The sequence below is a fragment of the Pseudomonas abyssi genome (assembly GCF_003444685.1).
Classification (GTDB): domain Bacteria; phylum Pseudomonadota; class Gammaproteobacteria; order Pseudomonadales; family Pseudomonadaceae; genus Halopseudomonas; species Halopseudomonas abyssi.
Genome location: NZ_LMAZ01000001.1, coordinates 414,638 through 431,970, shown reverse-complemented (window position 1 = coordinate 431,970; position 17,333 = coordinate 414,638). Strand labels below are relative to the sequence as shown.

Annotated in this window: 18 protein-coding genes; 5 read left to right on the top strand and 13 right to left on the bottom strand. The window is 57.7% G+C overall.

The genetic code is table 11. From position 1 onward, the window contains the following. Positions 1-3: 3 nt before the first annotated feature. The gene (gene ribF / locus ASB58_RS02060) at positions 4-930 is read right to left on the bottom strand and encodes a bifunctional riboflavin kinase/FAD synthetase (protein ID WP_096004052.1); all 927 of its coding nucleotides are present in this window, start codon (positions 928-930) and stop codon (positions 4-6) included. A gap of 70 nt (positions 931-1,000) precedes the next feature. Then, on the bottom strand, positions 1,001-2,578 hold the full coding sequence (gene murJ / locus ASB58_RS02055) for a murein biosynthesis integral membrane protein MurJ (protein ID WP_118129174.1): 1,578 nt from the start codon (positions 2,576-2,578) through the stop codon (positions 1,001-1,003). 217 nt (positions 2,579-2,795) lie between these two features. Here murJ and rpsT point away from each other — a divergent pair, with 217 nt between their 5' ends. Then, positions 2,796-3,068: a 30S ribosomal protein S20 gene (gene rpsT / locus ASB58_RS02050; RefSeq protein WP_096004050.1), complete on the top strand. Its 273-nt coding sequence runs from the start codon at positions 2,796-2,798 to the stop codon at positions 3,066-3,068. 115 nt (positions 3,069-3,183) lie between these two features. On the opposite strand, the gene proB is transcribed toward rpsT, so the two are convergent. The 4 genes from proB to rplU form a co-directional block, all read right to left on the bottom strand. Further along, on the bottom strand, positions 3,184-4,302 hold the full coding sequence (gene proB / locus ASB58_RS02045) for a glutamate 5-kinase (RefSeq protein ID WP_118129173.1): 1,119 nt from the start codon (positions 4,300-4,302) through the stop codon (positions 3,184-3,186). Between the two features lie 66 nt (positions 4,303-4,368). Beyond that, positions 4,369-5,574 carry an Obg family GTPase CgtA gene (gene cgtA / locus ASB58_RS02040; protein WP_118129172.1) on the bottom strand — a complete coding sequence of 402 codons (1,206 nt, stop codon included), beginning with the start codon at positions 5,572-5,574 and terminating at the stop codon, positions 4,369-4,371. Between the two features lie 98 nt (positions 5,575-5,672). Beyond that, the gene (rpmA, locus tag ASB58_RS02035) at positions 5,673-5,930 is read right to left on the bottom strand and encodes a 50S ribosomal protein L27 (RefSeq protein ID WP_083728244.1); all 258 of its coding nucleotides are present in this window, start codon (positions 5,928-5,930) and stop codon (positions 5,673-5,675) included. A 24-nt stretch (positions 5,931-5,954) separates the two neighbouring features. Beyond that, a complete protein-coding gene (gene rplU / locus ASB58_RS02030; RefSeq protein ID WP_096004027.1) occupies positions 5,955-6,266 on the bottom strand; it encodes a 50S ribosomal protein L21 in 312 nt (103 codons plus the stop codon). A 255-nt stretch (positions 6,267-6,521) separates the two neighbouring features. Between rplU and ispB the strand changes: the two genes are divergently transcribed. Next, positions 6,522-7,490 carry an octaprenyl diphosphate synthase gene (gene ispB, locus ASB58_RS02025; protein ID WP_118129171.1) on the top strand — a complete coding sequence of 323 codons (969 nt, stop codon included), beginning with the start codon at positions 6,522-6,524 and terminating at the stop codon, positions 7,488-7,490. 124 nt (positions 7,491-7,614) lie between these two features. Here the strand turns inward: ispB and ASB58_RS02020 are convergent, their stop codons facing one another. Then, positions 7,615-8,232: an FKBP-type peptidyl-prolyl cis-trans isomerase gene (locus tag ASB58_RS02020; protein WP_096004025.1), complete on the bottom strand. Its 618-nt coding sequence runs from the start codon at positions 8,230-8,232 to the stop codon at positions 7,615-7,617. Positions 8,233-8,355: 123 nt separating this feature from the next. Between ASB58_RS02020 and ASB58_RS02015 the strand changes: the two genes are divergently transcribed. Together ASB58_RS02015 and trmA are read left to right on the top strand one after the other, a co-directional pair. After that, on the top strand, positions 8,356-9,648 hold the full coding sequence (locus tag ASB58_RS02015; protein WP_118129170.1) for an NCS2 family permease: 1,293 nt from the start codon (positions 8,356-8,358) through the stop codon (positions 9,646-9,648). Beyond that, entirely contained in the window at positions 9,648-10,733 is a 1,086-nt protein-coding gene (trmA, locus tag ASB58_RS02010; protein WP_118129169.1) for a tRNA (uridine(54)-C5)-methyltransferase TrmA, read from the top strand. Before ASB58_RS02015 ends, trmA begins: the two co-directional genes overlap by 1 nt. A gap of 7 nt (positions 10,734-10,740) precedes the next feature. Here trmA and ASB58_RS02005 read toward each other — a convergent pair whose 3' ends face one another. The 6 genes from ASB58_RS02005 to ASB58_RS01980 all read right to left on the bottom strand — a co-directional run bounded on the left by ASB58_RS02005 (position 10,741) and on the right by ASB58_RS01980 (position 16,659). Next, positions 10,741-11,082 (bottom strand): type IV pilin protein, encoded by a 342-nt coding sequence (locus ASB58_RS02005; RefSeq protein ID WP_407920666.1) that lies wholly within the window; start codon positions 11,080-11,082, stop codon positions 10,741-10,743. An 83-nt stretch (positions 11,083-11,165) separates the two neighbouring features. Next, entirely contained in the window at positions 11,166-14,360 is a 3,195-nt protein-coding gene (locus tag ASB58_RS02000) for a PilC/PilY family type IV pilus protein (RefSeq protein ID WP_118129167.1), read from the bottom strand. 17 nt (positions 14,361-14,377) lie between these two features. Continuing rightward, on the bottom strand, positions 14,378-14,899 hold the full coding sequence (locus tag ASB58_RS01995; RefSeq protein ID WP_181977847.1) for a pilus assembly PilX family protein: 522 nt from the start codon (positions 14,897-14,899) through the stop codon (positions 14,378-14,380). 1 nt (position 14,900) lies between these two features. Further along, the gene (locus ASB58_RS01990; RefSeq protein ID WP_118129974.1) at positions 14,901-15,695 is read right to left on the bottom strand and encodes a PilW family protein; all 795 of its coding nucleotides are present in this window, start codon (positions 15,693-15,695) and stop codon (positions 14,901-14,903) included. Continuing rightward, on the bottom strand, positions 15,692-16,192 hold the full coding sequence (pilV, locus tag ASB58_RS01985) for a type IV pilus modification protein PilV (RefSeq protein ID WP_118129165.1): 501 nt from the start codon (positions 16,190-16,192) through the stop codon (positions 15,692-15,694). The genes ASB58_RS01990 and pilV overlap by 4 nt, the downstream gene beginning before the upstream one ends. 2 nt (positions 16,193-16,194) lie before the next feature. Further along, entirely contained in the window at positions 16,195-16,659 is a 465-nt protein-coding gene (locus ASB58_RS01980; protein WP_118129973.1) for a GspH/FimT family pseudopilin, read from the bottom strand. 129 nt (positions 16,660-16,788) lie between these two features. Here ASB58_RS01980 and ASB58_RS01975 point away from each other — a divergent pair, with 129 nt between their 5' ends. Further along, positions 16,789-17,313 (top strand): GspH/FimT family pseudopilin, encoded by a 525-nt coding sequence (locus ASB58_RS01975; RefSeq protein ID WP_147336782.1) that lies wholly within the window; start codon positions 16,789-16,791, stop codon positions 17,311-17,313. The last annotated feature ends 20 nt before the right edge of the window (positions 17,314-17,333 follow it).

Here is a 17,333-nt window from a genome sequence, read left to right as displayed (position 1 = left end):
AATTCACAGGCCCCATTGGGCTCTGGCGGCAGCAAAGTCAGCCTTGATTGCCGCCTGCAATGCGTCCAGCGAGTCGAAACGCTGCTCGTCCCGCAGTTTCTGGTGAAATACCACAGTCAGACGACGGCCGTAGAGGTCGCCGGAAAAGTCAAACAGATGCACTTCCAGGTGCGCCTTGCCGTCACCACTGACCGACGGACGCTTGCCAATGTTGGCTACGCCCTTGCGCACCACGCCATCGACCTCGGCACTGACACGATACACTCCGTGCAGCGGGGGGTTGACGCGTTTGAGCTGCACATTGGCGGTCGGCGCACCCAGGGTACGCCCCAACTGCTGGCCATAGACCACCCGTCCGGTAATGCTGAACGGCCGGCCCAGCAACAACGAGGCGAGAATAAAATCGCCCTCGGCCAGCACCTGGCGCAAACGCGTGCTGCTGATGCGCTCGCCATTCTCCGCCACGGTATTGGCCGCCTCGACGGTAAAGCCGTGTTTGGCGCCGCTATCCTGCAGGAAGGCAAAGTCGCCGGAACGATCACAGCCAAAGCGGAAATCGTCACCCACTTCCAGATGGCGCACGCCCAAGCCCTCGATCAGCACCTGCTGAACAAACTGCTCGGCGCTCAGCTCGCGCAACCGGCGGTTAAATGCCAGGCAGAGCACCCGATCAACGCCGTGCTGCTGCAGCAGCGCAAGCTTCTCGCGCAAGCGTGTCAGGCGCGGTGGCGCCGCATCGGGCGCAAAGAATTCCCGTGGCTGAGGCTCGAAAATCACCACGCAGCCGGGCAGCCCCAAGCGCTCGGAGTGCGCACGCAGACGCGCCAGAATGGCCTGATGTCCGACATGCACGCCGTCGAAATTGCCGATGGTGGCGACGCAGCCCCGGTGCCGGGGCCGCAGGTTATGTAAACCGCGGACCAGTTCCATATTGCTCGTCAAAGGTGGATCAATCGAAACGCAGCAGTATACAGACTTGCAGGGCCGCCCGTCATGCCGTTCAGCCCTGCCCTGCCCTCAGCTCACGCAGACGCAGACCAAGGGCAAACAGCACCACCAGATAGATCAGCATGCCGCCAGTGACCAGCAGCGTCATCTCCCAGGCCTTGCGCTGCCAGCCCCAGACCAGCCAGTCCGCCGTTGGCGGGACCAGCCAGACCAGTAGCGCCGCCATAGCCAACGTCGCGACCAGCAACCGCAGCGCAAAGCGCAACCAGCCTGGCTGCGCGTGGTAAACACCATCACGGCGCAGCCCCCACCAGAGCAGACCTGCATTAAGCAGCGCCGACAGCGAGGTCGCCAGCGCCAGCCCCACGTGCTGCAGCGGCCAGATCAGCAGCAGGTTCAGCCCCATGTTGGCGACCATACAGATAATCGCGATGCGCACCGGCGTTTTGGTGTCCTGGCGTGCAAAGTAACCGGGCGCCAGCACCTTGATCAGCATGAAGGTCATAACCCCCACAGCGTAGGCCCGAAGCGCTGCTGCGGCCTGCCCCACGTCCGCATCGGTCATGGCGCCGTAGTGAAACAAGGTAGCAATCAACGGCTCTGCCAGCAGCAACAACGCCAGCGCAGCCGGCACCCCAACCAGCAGTACCATGCGCACCGCCCAGTCCAGCGTGCGCCCGAAGGCCTTCAGATCTTCACCGGCATGCTGGCGAGACAAGGCAGGCAGGATGACCGTGCCAATGGCGATACCAAAGGCGCCCAAAGGCAGTTCGGACAGGCGATCAGCGTAATACAGCCAGGAGATGCTGCCCGTTTGCAGAAAGGAGGCCAGCACTGTGTCCAGCAACAGATTGATCTGACTGACCGACACACCAAAGAGCGCCGGAATCATCAGCGTCATGATGCGCTTGACGCCCGGGTCCTTGCGGTTGGGCCTTGGCACCGGCAGCAACTTGATCTGCGCAAGAAACGGCAGCTGGAACAGCAGCTGCGCCACCCCGGCAATAAACACCCCCCAAGCCAGCGCCATGATCGGCTGGTCGAAATAAGGCGTCAGACACAGGGTCGCACCGATCATGCAGACATTCAGCAGCACCGGAGTAAAAGCCGGCACGGCAAAGCGGCCGTAACTGTTCAAAATCGACCCGCAGAGCGCGGTCAGCGAAATCAGGAACAGGTAGGGGAAGGTAATGCGCAGCATATCCGTCGCCAACGCCAGCTTGGCCGCATCATCATAAAAGCCGGGCGCAAACAGCGTAATCAGCACCGGCGCCCCAGCCACACCAAGCGCGGTGATCCCGGCCAGCGTCAAACCCAGGGTGCCGGTCACCCTGTCCACCAACTGGCGCACTTCTGCCAGCGTGAACTTGGTACGGTACTCCGACAGCACCGGCACAAACGCCTGCGCAAAAGCCCCCTCAGCAAACAGGCGACGCAGAAAGTTCGGAATCTTGAAGGCAATAAAAAACGCGTCGGCCTCGGATTGCGAGCCAAAATAGGCCGCCACGACAATGTCCCGGACCATGCCCAGTACCCGCGACAACAGGGTCATGACACTTACCACCATGCCGGATCTGAGCAGGCTGGGCGCCTTGGGAGTAGCAGGTTCAGGTGCAGCAGATTGGGACATGAAGTATCACACCGAAATAAAAGCGCCATAATAGCGGCGCACCGCTGCCATTGTCAGGCAGCTTGGGTGTAAAATGCCGCCACCTCGGCCACTGTGACCACTGGTCAACTGAGCCGTTCAAGCCCGCGTTGACAGGCTTGACATTCGATAAGACCGGCGGCATAGTACGCGGCCTTATTTGTACCTAATTCATCCAGATTTTCTGAGGAGCAAGACGGTGGCCAACTCACCTCAAGCCAAGAAACGCGCCAAGCAGGCCGAGAAGCGCCGCAACCACAATGCAAGCCTGCGCTCCATGGTCCGCACCTACATCAAAAACGTCGTCAAGGCGATTGATACCAAGGACCTCGACAAAGCCAAAGCAGCCTACACCGCTGCTGTTCCGGTCATCGACCGCATGGCTGACAAGGGCATCATCAACAAGAACAAGGCTGCTCGCCACAAGAGCCGCCTGAACGCGCACATCAAGGCCATGGCTGAAGCCGCCTGATTCGCAGTTCTTGCTGAACAAAAAAAACCGGCCAAGGCCGGTTTTTTTGCGCCCGCAAACCGGGCCAGTCAGAACAACCAGGCCGGGCTCGCCGCGGCACGCCCGACCAAACTACTTACACCAGGACCAGATTGTCCTTGTGCACCATCTCCGGGTCGTCGATATAACCCAGAATACCGGCAATCTCATCGGTCGACTTGCCAGCAATACGCGCCGCATCCTGCGCAGCGTAATTGGCCAGCCCTCGGGCAACCTCGCGCCCGTCCGGCCCGACACAGACAACCATCTCGCCGCGCCGAAAACCACCCTCAACCCCCACAACACCTACGGGCAGCAAACTGCTCTTGCCCGACCGCAGCGCCCTGACAGCGCCCGCATCCAGCAATAGGCGACCACGGGTCTGCAGATGCCCCGCCAGCCACTGCTTGCGCGCCACCAGCATGCCCTTTTCGGACAGCAATAGCGTACCCAGCGACTCGCCCGCGTGCAGCCGATCAATCACTCGCTCCAGCCGACCACCCACAATCACCGTGGCTGCGCCGGAACGCGCCGCCAGCCGCGCAGCACGGAGCTTGGTAGCCATCCCCCCGCGCCCCAGCGCACCCGCACTGCCACCAGCCATCGCGTCCAGCTCAGGGTCGTCTGCCATGGCAGAGGACACCAGCTCGGCATTTGGGTTGCTGCGCGGATCGGCGGTGAACAAGCCATCGCGATCAGTCAGGATGACCAGCAGATCAGCCTCAACCAGATTGGTCACCAGGGCACCCAGGGTATCGTTATCACCAAAACGAATCTCGTCAGTGATGACAGTATCGTTTTCGTTGATAACCGGGATAACCCCCAGATCCAGCAGGGCGCGCAGCGTGCTGCGGGCATTCAGGTAGCGCTTGCGATCAGACAGGTCATCATGGGTCAGCAACACCTGCGCAGTCGACAACCCATGACGCTGGAAGCTGGACTCCCAAGCCTGCACCAACCCCATCTGACCGATAGCAGCCGCCGCCTGCAAGTCATGGGTCGTCTTAGGCCGCTCACTCCAGCCCAGGCGACTCATCCCAGCCGCGACCGCCCCTGAGGACACCAGCACCACCTGAGCACCGGAGGCACGCAAGGCCGCCAACTGCTCAACCCATACCGCCATGGCCGCCTGATCGAGGCCACGACCGTCACCAGTGAGCAGCGCACTACCAATCTTCACCACCCAGCGACGGGCCCCGGTTACCTTTTCACGCATGCTGATTCCATCAACAGATTGTCAAAGCCCACCCGTGGCGACTGCGGCGGCCGCCACGGCGCTCACTCAACGGACGTAGATAATCTCAGGCCCGTCTTCATCATCCTCATCGTCGTCATCATCCAGATCATCAGCACCGATACCCTGCTTACGCAGAGCACGCCGATCATCCAGCTCCTGGATATGCGCCCGAGCCTCATCTTCAATGCGCTGATCAAGCTCCGCCATCGCCTCGGCGTACTCTTCATCCTCGATCAGTCGATGCTCACGCTCATCCAGCCAATTCATTACGTCCTTGGCCAGCTCAGCGGTACCCTGGCGCTCAGATGCAGAGATGACATATACCGGACCTTCCCACTCCAGACGCTCGACAACATCATCCAGAATCGCCTGCTGCTCGTCTTCGAGCAGCTGGTCGCACTTGTTCAGCACCAGCCAGCGCTCACGCAGGGTCAGCGAGGGGCTGAACTTGCCCAGCTCGTGCAGGATGGTTTCAACCGCCTCAACAGGATCAGACTGATCCAGCGGCGCCATATCGACCAGGTGCAACAGCAAACGCGTGCGTGACAAGTGCTTGAGAAAGCGCGTCCCCAGACCCGCACCATCGGCAGCGCCGGCGATAACACCCGGAATGTCAGCAATCACGAAGCTGCGCAGCTGACCCACATCCACCACACCCAGATTGGGAACCATGGTCGTGAAGGGATAATCAGCCACCTTGGGCTTGGCCGCGGAAACAGAACGAATAAAGGTACTCTTGCCGGCATTGGGCAGCCCCAGCAAGCCGACATCAGCCAACACCTTCAGCTCCAGCTTGAGATCACGCAGATCCCCCAGCGAACCCTGGGTAGTCTGGCGCGGCGCGCGGTTCACGCTGGACTTGAAGCGCGTGTTGCCCAAACCATGAAAACCGCCCTGCGCAACCAGCAAGCGCTGACCCGGCTCAGTTAGATCACCAATGATCTCCTGGGTGCCCGCATCGATCACCGTCGTACCCACCGGCACCGTCAGGACCATGTCTTCGCCCTTGGCGCCAGTACAATCACTACCACGGCCATTTTCGCCGCGCTTGGCGTTAAAGCGACGCGTGTAGCGATAATCAACCAACGTATTCAGATTGACGTCGGCCTCCAGAAAGATGGACCCACCATCACCACCATCACCGCCGTCAGGGCCGCCTTTGGGGATGAACTTCTCACGCCGGAAGCTCATGCAGCCGTTACCACCATCGCCAGCCTTGACCGTGATGGCTACCTCATCAACAAATTTCATTCTGCTCCCCTTCCCGAAAGGGACGGGCTAATGGAAAGAATACGCTACAAACAAAAAAGCCCCGTCGCAAGACAGGGCTTTTTGCAATCTCAGGCCAATCAGGCAGTTACGACACTGACGTAACGGCGATTGAATTTACCTTTGACTTCAAACTTGACCACACCTTCCGCCTTGGCGAACAGAGTGTGATCCTTGCCCATACCGACGTTCTTGCCGGCGTGGAATTCGGTGCCACGCTGACGGACAATGATGTTGCCCGGAATAATGGCTTGGCCGCCGTAGATTTTCACACCAAGTCGTTTGGATTCTGAATCGCGACCGTTACGTGTGGAACCGCCTGCTTTTTTGTGTGCCATGAGTCTTTACTCTCCTGAATCAGCTTAGGCAGAGATGCCGGTGATCTTGATTTCGGTGTACCACTGACGGTGGCCCTGACGCTTCATGTGGTGCTTGCGACGACGGAACTTGATGATGCGAACTTTATCGCCACGACCGTGCGCACTGACTTCGGCAGTCACTTTGGCACCTTCAACAACCGGCGCACCGATCTTGATGTCGTCACCGTTGCCTACCAGCAACACCTTGTCGAACTCGATGCTGGCGCCAGTCTCAACGTCCAGTTTCTCTACTTTCAGGAACTCGCCTTCAGCGACCTTGTATTGCTTGCCGCCGGTAACAATGACTGCGTACATGTTGCTTTCTCCGTAATCCTGCTCACCCAGCGCTTTATCTAATGGTTATTGGCTGGCATGGCTGCAAGTGAGCTCGCCTATCGAGTTCAACCTTGCCATTGTCAAAACAGGGATGCTTTTTATCTCAGGGCGCGGATTTTACTCAACCGCCTGCCATTAAGCAAGCCTTGAAACACTGCGACAACCGGCCTTTCTTGACAGCCCGCAGCCCGCAACCTAGCATGCCGCGGAACCTTTTCTGGAATTCTGCATTCAATGAGCACGCTGCCTTTCTATGAGCCGGTCGCCGGAGACTTCGCTGCGGTCAACCAGCTGATCCTGGATCAATTGCATTCCCGGGTCCCGCTTGTGGAGAAGATCGGCCATTACATCATCAGCGCGGGCGGCAAACGCCTGCGCCCACTGGTGGTGCTGCTCAGCGCACGCGCCTGCGGTGCAGACAGCAGCGAGCAACACACACTCGCAGCCATCATCGAATTCCTGCACACAGCGACTCTGCTGCACGACGACGTGGTCGACACCTCCGACCTGCGCCGTGGCCGCTCCACCGCCAACGCACTCTGGGGTAATGCGCCCAGCGTGCTGGTGGGCGACTTTCTCTATTCCCGCGCCTTCGAGATGATGGTTGCATTGGGCAATATGGAAGTCATGCAAATTCTGGCGAACGCGACCAACGTCATCGCCGAAGGTGAAGTCCTGCAACTGTCCAAGGTGCGCGACGCCAACACCGACGAAGCCACCTACATGGAAGTCATCCGCAGCAAAACGGCCATGCTGTTTGAAGCGGCAAGCCACAGCGCCGCCGTGCTGGCCGGAGCCAAGGCCGATCAAATTGAGGCGCTGCGCGAGTTTGGCGACGCGCTCGGCATTGCCTTCCAGCTGATGGACGACCTGCTTGATTACAGCGGTGACGCGGCCGAGATGGGCAAGAACGTTGGCGATGACCTGGCCGAAGGCAAACCTACGCTACCGCTGATCTACACCATGCGCCACGGCACTGAGGCGCAGGCAGCGCTGGTTCGCCAGGCGATCCAGAAAGGCGGCACCGATGACATGACCCCCATCCGCGAAGCCGTAACCGCCTCTGGCGCGCTGGACTACACCGCCCGCCTTGCCCAGCAGCATGCTGATCGCGCCATCGCTCTGCTGGACACTCTGCCGGCGTCTGAATACCGCGACGCGCTGGAGCAACTGGCACGCTTTGCGGTCAAGCGTAGCTTCTGAAACTGGAGCAGCGGCGCAATCGCACCCGCAGCCAGCACGCTGGCCAACAACAGACCGGGAGCCAACGCTTCTTGAGACAAAAAAGGCACGCAATGCGTGCCTTTTTTGGTCCTGCCATTCAGCATCAGAGCACTTTCAGCAGCTCGATATCGAACACCAGTGCACTGTGCGGCGGAATGCTGTTGCCCGCTCCGCGAGCGCCGTAGGCCAGCTCCGAGGGGATAAACAGGCGCCATTTGGCACCTTCTTGCATCAATTGCAGCGCCTCGGTCCAACCTGCGATCACGCCACCAACCGGAAACTCTGCCGGCTGACCACGCTTGTAGGAGCTGTCGAACACCTCACCGGAAATCAGCGTGCCCTCGTAATGAGTCTGTACCGTGGAACTGGCTTCAGGGGTAGCGCCGGTACCCGCGGTAACCACTTCGTACTGCAAACCAGAAGGCAGAGTCACAACGCCATCGCGCTTGGCGTTCTCAGCCAGGAAATCGACACCAGCCTGCGCCGCCTCTTTTGCAGCAGCCTCGGCCGCAGCCTGCATTTTCCCCTGCAGCACCTGGAAGGCAGCCTGCAGGTCAGCTTCCGGCACCTGGCTCGCCTGCTGACCAAACGCGTCCTTAAGGCCGGCGGCAACCAGTTCCAGATCCAGATCAGGAATATTGCTGGCCAGCAGCTGATCGCCCATCTGGCGGCCAATGCCGTAGCTGACGCGCTTCTCGTCGGTATCAATTGTATTGCTCATGGTGGCGGCACTCCGCTAGAAAAATGGCCGACAAGACTGACACATTGTCGGCAAAAATTCACCCGCAGCGGCGAATCCGCTACACTTGGCGGCTTTTCGCCCTCAGCCTGGAACGCCACACCCATGTTGGAAAAACTGTTCAAACTGCACGAACACGGCAGCAACGTACGCACAGAGGTGCTCGCTGGCGTTACCACCTTCCTGACCATGGCCTACATCATCTTCGTCAACCCGATGATGATGGCAGACGCAGGGATCGATCCGGGCGCTGCCTTTGTCGCCACCTGCCTGGCAGCAGCAATCGGCTCACTGGTCATGGGCCTGTGGGCCAACTACCCCATCGCACTGGCGCCCGGCATGGGGCTGAACGCGTTCTTCAGCTACACCGTGGTCGGTTCCATGGGCTACAGCTGGCAAGTTGCCCTAGGCGCCGTATTCCTGTCCGGCTTTTTATTCTTTCTGCTTAGTCTGTTCCGCATTCGCGAGTGGATTATCGACAGCATCCCGCTGCCGCTGCGCTCCGCCATCGCGGCAGGTATCGGGCTATTCCTCGCACTGATCGCACTCAAGAGCGCAGGACTGGTGGTTGATCACCCGGTCACACTGGTCACCATGGGCGACCTTGGGCAGCCAGAGCCGTTGCTGGCGGCAGCCGGCTTCGCCGTCATCGTGGCTCTGTCCTACCGCAAGGTGACCGGCGCCGTGATGATCGGCATTCTGCTGGTCACCGCCGCCAGCTTCCTGCTTGGCCTGAGCCACCTTGACGGCCTGGTGTCGACGCCCCCCAGTCTCAAGCCCACCTTTCTGGAACTGGATATCAAGGGAGCGCTGGAAGTCGGCCTGCTAAGCGTCGTATTTGCATTCCTGTTCGTCGACCTGTTCGACACTTCCGGCACCCTGATCGGCGTGGCACAGAAGGCCAACCTGGTCGAAGCCGACGGCAAGATGCCGCGTCTGGGCCGGGCCCTGATGGCCGACAGCACCGCCACCATGGCCGGCGCCGCCCTAGGCACCTCAACCACCACCAGCTATATCGAGTCCACCGCCGGCATCAGCGCCGGCGGCCGTACCGGCTTGACCGCTTGCGTGGTCGCTTTGCTCTTTCTGCTCAGCATGTTCTTCTCGCCACTGGCCACGGCCGTACCCGGCTATGCGACGGCACCCGCACTGTTGTTCGTTGCAGTACTGATGACCCACGGCCTGGTACAGATCAACTGGGACGACCTGACAGAAGCGGCTCCCGTCGTCGTGACCGCTTTGGCAATGCCGCTGACCTTCTCGATCGCCAATGGTATCGCGCTTGGCTTTATCAGCTGGACGGTGATCAAGCTGCTGGCGGGCCGCTGGCGTGAACTCAACCCCAGCCTGTACATCCTGGCTGCCCTGTTCGTCATCAAACTGGCGCTGTTCAGCTAATGAGTACCGCATTCCAACCCGAGCAGTACGACACCCAACTGGCCGCCAAGCGCGAACGTCTTGAGCAGTTGCTTGCCCCCTTTGACGCTCCTGCCCCCGAGGTATTCGAGTCCGCGCGCGAACACTTTCGCCTGCGCGCCGAGTTTCGTCTTTGGTACGAGAATGGCGAGCCGCACTACGCAATGTTTGAGCAGGGCGACAAACGCAAGCCGATCCTGATCACCCAACTGCCCATCGCCAGCCGCCAGATCAATGCACTGATGATGCCCCTGCTGGACGCCTGCAAGGCCGATCCCATTCTGGGCCGCAAGCTGTTCCAGGTCGAGTTTCTGACAACACTATCCGGCCAAGCACTGATCACCCTGTGCTACCACCGCCCACTGGACGACGCCTGGGATGGCCCCGCCCGCACGCTTGCAGCCCAACTCGGGGTACAACTGATCGGCCGCAGCCGCGGTCAGAAGCGTGTTCTGCAGACAGATCACGTAGTGGAAGTGCTGGATGTGGCTGGCCGCCAATGGCACTACCAGCAGATTGAAGGCGGGTTTACCCAACCCAACGGCGGCGTTAACCAGCATATGCTGAGCTGGGCGCTGGATGCCACCGGCAGCAACAGCGACGACCTGCTGGAGCTGTACTGCGGCAACGGCAACTTCACGCTACCGCTATCTACCGCTTTCCGCCGGGTTATGGCTACCGAGCTGGCCAAGAGCTCAGTACGCGCCGCACAGGAAAACCTGCGCCTGAACAACGTCGACAATGTCACCCTGGTACGCCTGGCCAGCGAAGAAGTTACCCAGGCACTGACCGGTGTGCGCCCCTTCCGCCGCTTACAGGGCATCGATCTGAGCGGCTTTGAGTTCGGCACCGTATTCGTCGATCCGCCGCGCGCCGGCCTCGATCCCGCCACGCTGGACCTGGTCAAAGACTACCGGCGCATTCTCTACATCTCCTGCAACCCGGAGACCCTGGCAGACAACCTGCAGACCCTAACAAAAACGCACCGCGTAGTGCGGTGCGCCTTGTTCGATCAATTCCCCTATACCCACCATATGGAGTCCGGGGTGTTGCTGGAGCAAAAATAAGAGCCCCTCAGTCAGCCCACTGCGGCCCACCATTTACGGTCTCAAACTCAAGCGTCTGCTCACCCGTCATAATACCTTTAGGAGCCGCGGTGATCGTAAAGGCATGAGGACTATCACGACTGTACACAGGCGTATAAAAATCACCGCCATATAGACCGTCAGGAGCGAACCTCCTAGCCGCAGCATCGTCAGCAGGGTATTCAAAGTTTTTAGCCCTGAATGCCTCCAACTCGCTGGCGTACTCCATTATCAAACCCTTAGCCTCCGCCTCTCGCGTGTTGCGGATGTGCTCTTGATAAGAGGGATAAGCGATTGCGGCGAGAATCCCCACAATCGCTACTACAATCATCACCTCGACTATCGTAAAACCGGCACTACGCGGGACTCTTATCGCTTTACTCGTAACCATTTAATCCCCTTCTCGCCTTAGCCTCAAGGCTGTTTGATAGCCCCAGCACCATCTGGCGTCAACTGCATCCAGCGCCCTTGGCGCAACGAACGCACGTTCGGCTCGTCATCGTCATCGTCATCGTCATCGGGCGAGTCAGCTGAGACAGTCTCGGTCCCAACGACAATCGCGGTTTCGTTATTCTCGCCAAACAGAACAGTAACACCCGGCGGGAGACCAGGCTGCAGCAGAGTAGAACGCTCACCCTCCCCAGTCAGCAGGTCAACGCGATGCAGATAAGACTGACCATAGCTGACCGAGCATGGATCACTCTCATCATCCGCGGCACTACGAGGAGAGTAAGTAGTGAACAATACCTCGTAGTTAAAGACTGCGGGCGATGACAGCGACTTCTCACCTTCAGCCTTGTTAAGCGGCATGTACCAACCACGCTTGGTTGTATCCGGCTCAGCTCCGGTCGACACGTTGGTAAAGTCTGTCAGTGTTGCAACCGTTTGCTCCGCACCACCAAACGGCACCTGGTCACGCAGCACAAAGAGCGCATCTTGCGTATCAACATCCAAGGGGTGACTACGATACCCCGACGCCAGTGATACGTAGTAGATAGACTTATTGCCCTCACGCACGTAGGAGACCGTCGGCTGCTCGTAGAAGCGACGATGATTCTCACCGGTGCCACCCAGTTGCGCCAATAGCTCAACCTTGTGGTTGGCCGACGCCGAGCCATCAATGTCAGCACGGAACAGCTGACCGCCAAGGTCGGCAAAATACAAATGATCCACTACACCGTCAGCATCAACATCAACCACCGCGATACTTCCCGGTATTGAGTGCGTCATTTCAGGCACTGTTTCTTGAACATTCGCATTCCGACTGCCCGCAGACCAGACCAGCTCGCCCGTCAGAGCATTAACCACATAAATCGCATTACCCTTTTCATCCTGAGAGCGACGTTCTTTATGGTCGTCATGATCTGCTGGGCTATAGCCGCCCCCAAAGATTACCACCGGCACGCGACCGGGAAAGAGAGCAACCTTAGGCGTAGACCAAGTCTGCCCCATGTCAACAAAGTCACCAGTGCTGCCGCTAATTTGCCAGGCCAGTTCCGGGCTAGTGACATTGGTGACATCCAACGCAAAATAGCTATTCCCGCCGCGGCGCATCCCGCCGTAGATCATGACCTTCTCTGGGGCATCCTGAATCGTTGCGCCAGGCACCCGAAGTACAGACCAGCTGCCATCTAGGCCGTAGGTTTGGCGTTTGTTTCCTCCAGCTAATGGTAAGCGGTTAACTGTGTAACTGGACGCCTTCGATATAAACTCGTACGGCATGAAGGCAAATTTCTCGTCACCATTGCTCGTATCGATTGCGTGCAACATACCGGCGTTGGTAGAGACGAAGACGATATTGTCTTCAACAAAGTTTTCACCACTTCCGGTGCCACCATAATTTACCATCAGCGGCCGACTGTGCAGCGGATCTCCCCACATGTTAAGCAGCTCATTGGCCACGTTGGTGCGCACGGCATCGGTCGCTTCTGGAGGTAGCAATAGCTGCGCATTCGTAAAGTCATTCAGATCAAACTGACGCAGGCTACCGCCAGGAGCGGCTGTGTAGTAAAGCCGGCGCGAGGACGTCTGCAGCCGATCACGAGCACCGCCCAGCATGATGTCCGCCCCGTCGACCGAACGACTCCACCAACTACGAGCCGAAGCAGAAAAATCACTGCCGCTCATCGCGTTGCTGCCAGCGGCGTCATAAAAGGTCGCCTCCCCGCCTTGTATTCCGACCCGATAACGCTTGAGGTTACCGTTCCAAAAACTATTCTGCAGGGGCTTGAACAACGAAAAGTACATTTCGTCAAGATGCTGAAAACGCTGACTTTGATTCACCGCCACACCCGGCGAAACCATCGTACTGGCTTCGTCGGCAATCAAATCAAGGGTTGACTGAAAAGCTAACAGCAGGCTATCGGCATTGTCGGAGTTGTAAGTGCTTCCGCCACCTGCTGACGATACACTCCGCATATTTGCAAGAGTGTTCTCCCCCATGTACAAGCCGATGTTATGCGTTTTAATCTCACGCCCAGCCGCGTTATTGTCCCTATTCAGGTGGCGGGCAATGCGAACCTGACAATCGTAAGAACCGTTCGAGCAGGAAACCAGCTCCACATTGTTGGGACTATCGCCAGAGGGAGCACCATCAGTAAACAGGATAATGTGATTTGACTCACACTGGTTAGCCTGCACAATTGGGGAGTCATAACTAGAGCCCGAGGTAATTTGCACAGACTCCTCGCAGTCGCCGGTCGGCACCATTTCACAATAGGTGACCTCATTTATAACCGACCCTTGCATGTAGCTTCCTGTCCGCTCTTGAAACTGGGACAAATTGTGTCGCCACCCGCTAAACAACCCCCACCGCTGTTCGCAGCGCACAGCGCCTGAGGGGCATCGTCCGCTGGACCACCCAAGCTCGATGACCCGGCAAACGTCAGCATTAGACTCGTTACAACTGGCCGATACAGGCAAAGCTGTCCAGTCTCCATAGGTGACAGTGCAGGATGGATGGCTTACATCACAATAGCTGACAGGAACCCCTCCTGAGTACTCGTACTCCGTCGTACACTGCTCCTCGTACTCATCCTTAATACAAAACTGGTTATTTGAAGAAGAGTACGAATTACTACTGGCACGACCAAGCATATAGTCCGCCATCTCCTCATAACCACGGGAAGTTGGCGTACCGGTATTTGGCATCCGATCTGCAGCGCTCCCAGAAGGGGACTGAATATTTCGATTAGGGTTGATCGAGTTAAGCGCAGCATCAAAATAGGGGCGCGTTTTCTCAGTCACCGGCATTACCGGCACCATGACATAGCCGCCATTACTGGAGTTATTGAACCGCCCCAAGCCTATTCTTACGTTCTCATCTACTTCATCCAGAATGGTCTCCATCGCATCATGCAATAGATTGATCCTGCGCTCACGCCAGTCGCTCCCTGTACACCAGTTAGCCCCGGTACCTTGCTCACAGTTACGCATCGAGCCAGAGTTATCCAGCATAATCATGACGTTAGCGATATTTTTATTAACCGAGTCGTCTGACAATACTTCAGAGTAATAAACTTCAACATCTTCAGCCCAGAGCTGCCCCGATGCAAAAACCGCTGTAGCAGCAAAAAAAGCAACAGGAGTGTAACGAGTAAAAATATTCATTTTCGCCTCCTCCAGACTCAAAGCTGGATACAGTCGAGACCAACTTTCAAGGCCTCTTGCAAGTGATTATTTTCTATCTGGTAAGAATCCATCTTGCTCTGAGCCAATATATCGATCACATAGTCTCGATATAACTCAACATCACTCCCAGACACCATGCGGCAATTATTCTTGACATGCACAATATAACTTTCTGCCTGGAGAAGCCCGCGCGAGTCCATTCGATCACTATCACCGCACCCACCCACACCCAATTCACCATTCGATTTGAGACAAGATGTAAGTGATTCGCCGTTGAGCACGCCTAGCGATAGCTCTTGCTCAGTAAGCTCCCCTAAATGTGTAAAACTTTTAGACACAGCCGACTCTGCCGCGTCAAAGGTCATCGTATCCGCCTGCACGCCGGTCGCTACCTTGGCGGAATAGATACTCGTGCGCATCGCCGAGATCCCCAGAACCGACACCATGAGCAGGATAAACAGCGCGACAACTAGCGCAGAACCTCGCTGCCCGATGCCATTATTAAGCAAAGACCTCATATCAAATACCATCCCAGAAAATGTTACGAACTTGCGCGGTGGTAGAGAAAACACGGCGAATTGCGCGATCTTCCGGTGTCACAACCTGCTGATCAAGCACTGAGAGCGTCTGACCACCAGCAGGAACCGGTAGCGTTGTGTCGCTACTCCGGAGGAGCAAGCCAACTCGTATAGCTACAACAGAGTCAGCAGCAGCCAAACCGGCAGCTGACACAAACCCAGTCGCACCAATCTTGCCATTGCGAAGGCCATCTACACCGTACAAAACCTGAAAGCTCTCAACTCCGGAAATCAGCTCCACCGCATTAGGGGCCAACGCGTCATAGCCCCCGTCTGCTCTCTCACTCAAACTTGCACACCATAGACTTTCATCGACGACAAAGTAGCGGTTGACGACGATCTCCCCTTCTGGGTTGGCGCCCCCCGCAGTTAGGTCGGCGCCCTGGCAGGCTCTTTGAGCCAGGTAACGGACCACCAACACATCGTTACCGCCAGCACCACCATCCGACGATTGAAATGCGACCGGCGTGCCGCCACCATCGTCCACCGCCAGGTTGAGTACAACGGGCTGGACATACCCTTCAACTGAACTACCCCGCCCTGCGTTTCGAATATCGGCAGCGATATATCGCAACACGGTTTGCCCGTCTTCATTAATGGCCGTCACAGCATCCTGCAATGAGAAAGTCCGCTGATTACTAACCAACAGCTGTATAGCCGCAAAGCTCAGCAACAAGCCAAGTAACAATGCGATCATGAGTTCTACCAAGGTTAACCCTTGCTGAGCGTGCTTCATCGAACAAACTCCATTACTAGGCAATTCGCATCCTCGGACAGGTTCACGCCAGCACCACTGGTGCACGCATCAATACTGTTCGCTCCGCCGTCTCGCTCCCCCCAGTTGAGCACCACACAAGTCAGACCATTGAAATCGCAGCTATCAATCTTGACTTGGCCATTTGGCAGAGTTTGGCTGGCAGCCCATGCCAACTGGGCTAAATCCAGGTCAGCCACGTTACAATTAGCACCGCAAGTCTGCGCAGGCACACTGGCAGGCGTAGCAACAGCAGCGCCGTTCAGGTAGTCAGCAATATTGGCTGCGTTTGCTTGTATGCGCTCTGCGGCGTCCTGCGCAATTAACATGGCCGCACTGCGATAGTTGGCATCCTCGGACTTTTGCATCGCGACTACTTGCACGCCGGCAAACCCTAGCGCGCCAACCGCCAAAACAAGCACCGCAATAAGCACTTCTACCATGCTCACGCCTGCTTGAGCGTTCTTCATCGAAAGCATCTTCACGCTCCACACCCCCCTGCGATCACCTCAACCGTCACACGCCCGAGAAAAGAAAGTGTTATACGCCTGCCATCAATGGTGGCATCGTCGTGACAGATGGTGATGTTGTTTCCCGCAGCGGAGAGACCACCCTCTGGACTGAAGACGACGGAAGCGATATCACTGCTAACTCTGATTTTGTCGGCAAGCTGGTAAGCGTCGTCACTGTTTACAGAAGCCTGATGAACGATGGCCCACCCGTTGCCCCAGTCCCCGCCCTGGGGTAGCACCGTAACCGTCGCCCGGGAACTCATAGATTCCGCCCTGGCAGCCTTAAGCGCGGAGACCAGATCACTGGTAGTTGATCTGACGGCATTATTTGCAACAGTTCTCTGGAAGGACGGCACGGCAAGACTCAACACAATGGCAGCGACCACTAGCGTCACCATCAGCTCGAGCACAGTAAACCCTCTTTCCCGCTGCATTCTCAGAACCTCCACTTTTTGATTGGTAGATCATAAATCTCGCCTACATCAATAGCTCGGCACTGCAGATAGGCGGTCATAATCACCGGACAAGCTGACAACCGATCCGAAGGTGTGGGCCAAGTGCAGATGAAAAGTAACGGATTTACCCTGACCGAACTGCTGGTAGCAGTGGCCTTACTCGGCATTCTGATCAGTATTGGCGTGCCGTCACTGCAGCGACTGATCGACCAGCAGCGCCTGGACAGCGCGCAGGACGCCTTAGAGCGCAGCATTCGGTTTACTCGGAACGAGGCCATCGAGCGCAATGAGCCGGTAGTAATGATGCCAATGACAGGGGATTGGAACAGAGGCTGGCAGGTGTTTGTCGACCGGGATAACAACCTTGCACTTGGCGCCGGTGACGTTCTGTTGCTGGAAGATCAGGCGGCATTGCTGTCCAGCGTCGCCGCGAGTGGTCAACTGCGAAGCTACTTGCGCTACAACGCGCTGGGCGAGTCAGAGCAGGTATACGGCGGCTTTCTGGCCGGCAGCTTTAGGCTGTGCCCGCCAGATCTGAAGCAGCGCGGCCGACAGCTGATCATCAATCGTGTCGGGCGCCTGCGCACAGAGTCTCGTCAGTTTGACGCACGGCAGTGCGCCGCCACGCCATAAGCGAAGCGCACACCCGTGAC

Bases quoted from the DNA above. Each gene is read 5' to 3' on its own strand.
- ribF (WP_096004052.1), bottom strand. From the start codon at position 930: ATGGAACTGGTCCGCGGTTTACATAACCTGCGGCCCCGGCACCGGGGC.
- murJ (WP_118129174.1), bottom strand. From the start codon at position 2,578: ATGTCCCAATCTGCTGCACCTGAACCTGCTACTCCCAAGGCGCCCAGC.
- proB (WP_118129173.1), bottom strand. From the start codon at position 4,302: ATGCGTGAAAAGGTAACCGGGGCCCGTCGCTGGGTGGTGAAGATTGGT.
- cgtA (WP_118129172.1), bottom strand. From the start codon at position 5,574: ATGAAATTTGTTGATGAGGTAGCCATCACGGTCAAGGCTGGCGATGGT.
- rpmA (WP_083728244.1), bottom strand. From the start codon at position 5,930: ATGGCACACAAAAAAGCAGGCGGTTCCACACGTAACGGTCGCGATTCA.
- rplU (WP_096004027.1), bottom strand. From the start codon at position 6,266: ATGTACGCAGTCATTGTTACCGGCGGCAAGCAATACAAGGTCGCTGAA.
- ispB (WP_118129171.1), top strand. From the start codon at position 6,522: ATGAGCACGCTGCCTTTCTATGAGCCGGTCGCCGGAGACTTCGCTGCG.
- ASB58_RS02020 (WP_096004025.1), bottom strand. From the start codon at position 8,232: ATGAGCAATACAATTGATACCGACGAGAAGCGCGTCAGCTACGGCATT.
- ASB58_RS02015 (WP_118129170.1), top strand. From the start codon at position 8,356: ATGTTGGAAAAACTGTTCAAACTGCACGAACACGGCAGCAACGTACGC.
- trmA (WP_118129169.1), top strand. From the start codon at position 9,648: ATGAGTACCGCATTCCAACCCGAGCAGTACGACACCCAACTGGCCGCC.
- ASB58_RS02005 (WP_407920666.1), bottom strand. From the start codon at position 11,082: ATGATTGTAGTAGCGATTGTGGGGATTCTCGCCGCAATCGCTTATCCC.
- ASB58_RS02000 (WP_118129167.1), bottom strand. From the start codon at position 14,360: ATGAATATTTTTACTCGTTACACTCCTGTTGCTTTTTTTGCTGCTACA.
- ASB58_RS01995 (WP_181977847.1), bottom strand. From the start codon at position 14,899: ATGAGGTCTTTGCTTAATAATGGCATCGGGCAGCGAGGTTCTGCGCTA.
- ASB58_RS01990 (WP_118129974.1), bottom strand. From the start codon at position 15,695: ATGAAGCACGCTCAGCAAGGGTTAACCTTGGTAGAACTCATGATCGCA.
- pilV (WP_118129165.1), bottom strand. From the start codon at position 16,192: ATGCTTTCGATGAAGAACGCTCAAGCAGGCGTGAGCATGGTAGAAGTG.
- ASB58_RS01980 (WP_118129973.1), bottom strand. From the start codon at position 16,659: ATGCAGCGGGAAAGAGGGTTTACTGTGCTCGAGCTGATGGTGACGCTA.
- ASB58_RS01975 (WP_147336782.1), top strand. From the start codon at position 16,789: ATGAAAAGTAACGGATTTACCCTGACCGAACTGCTGGTAGCAGTGGCC.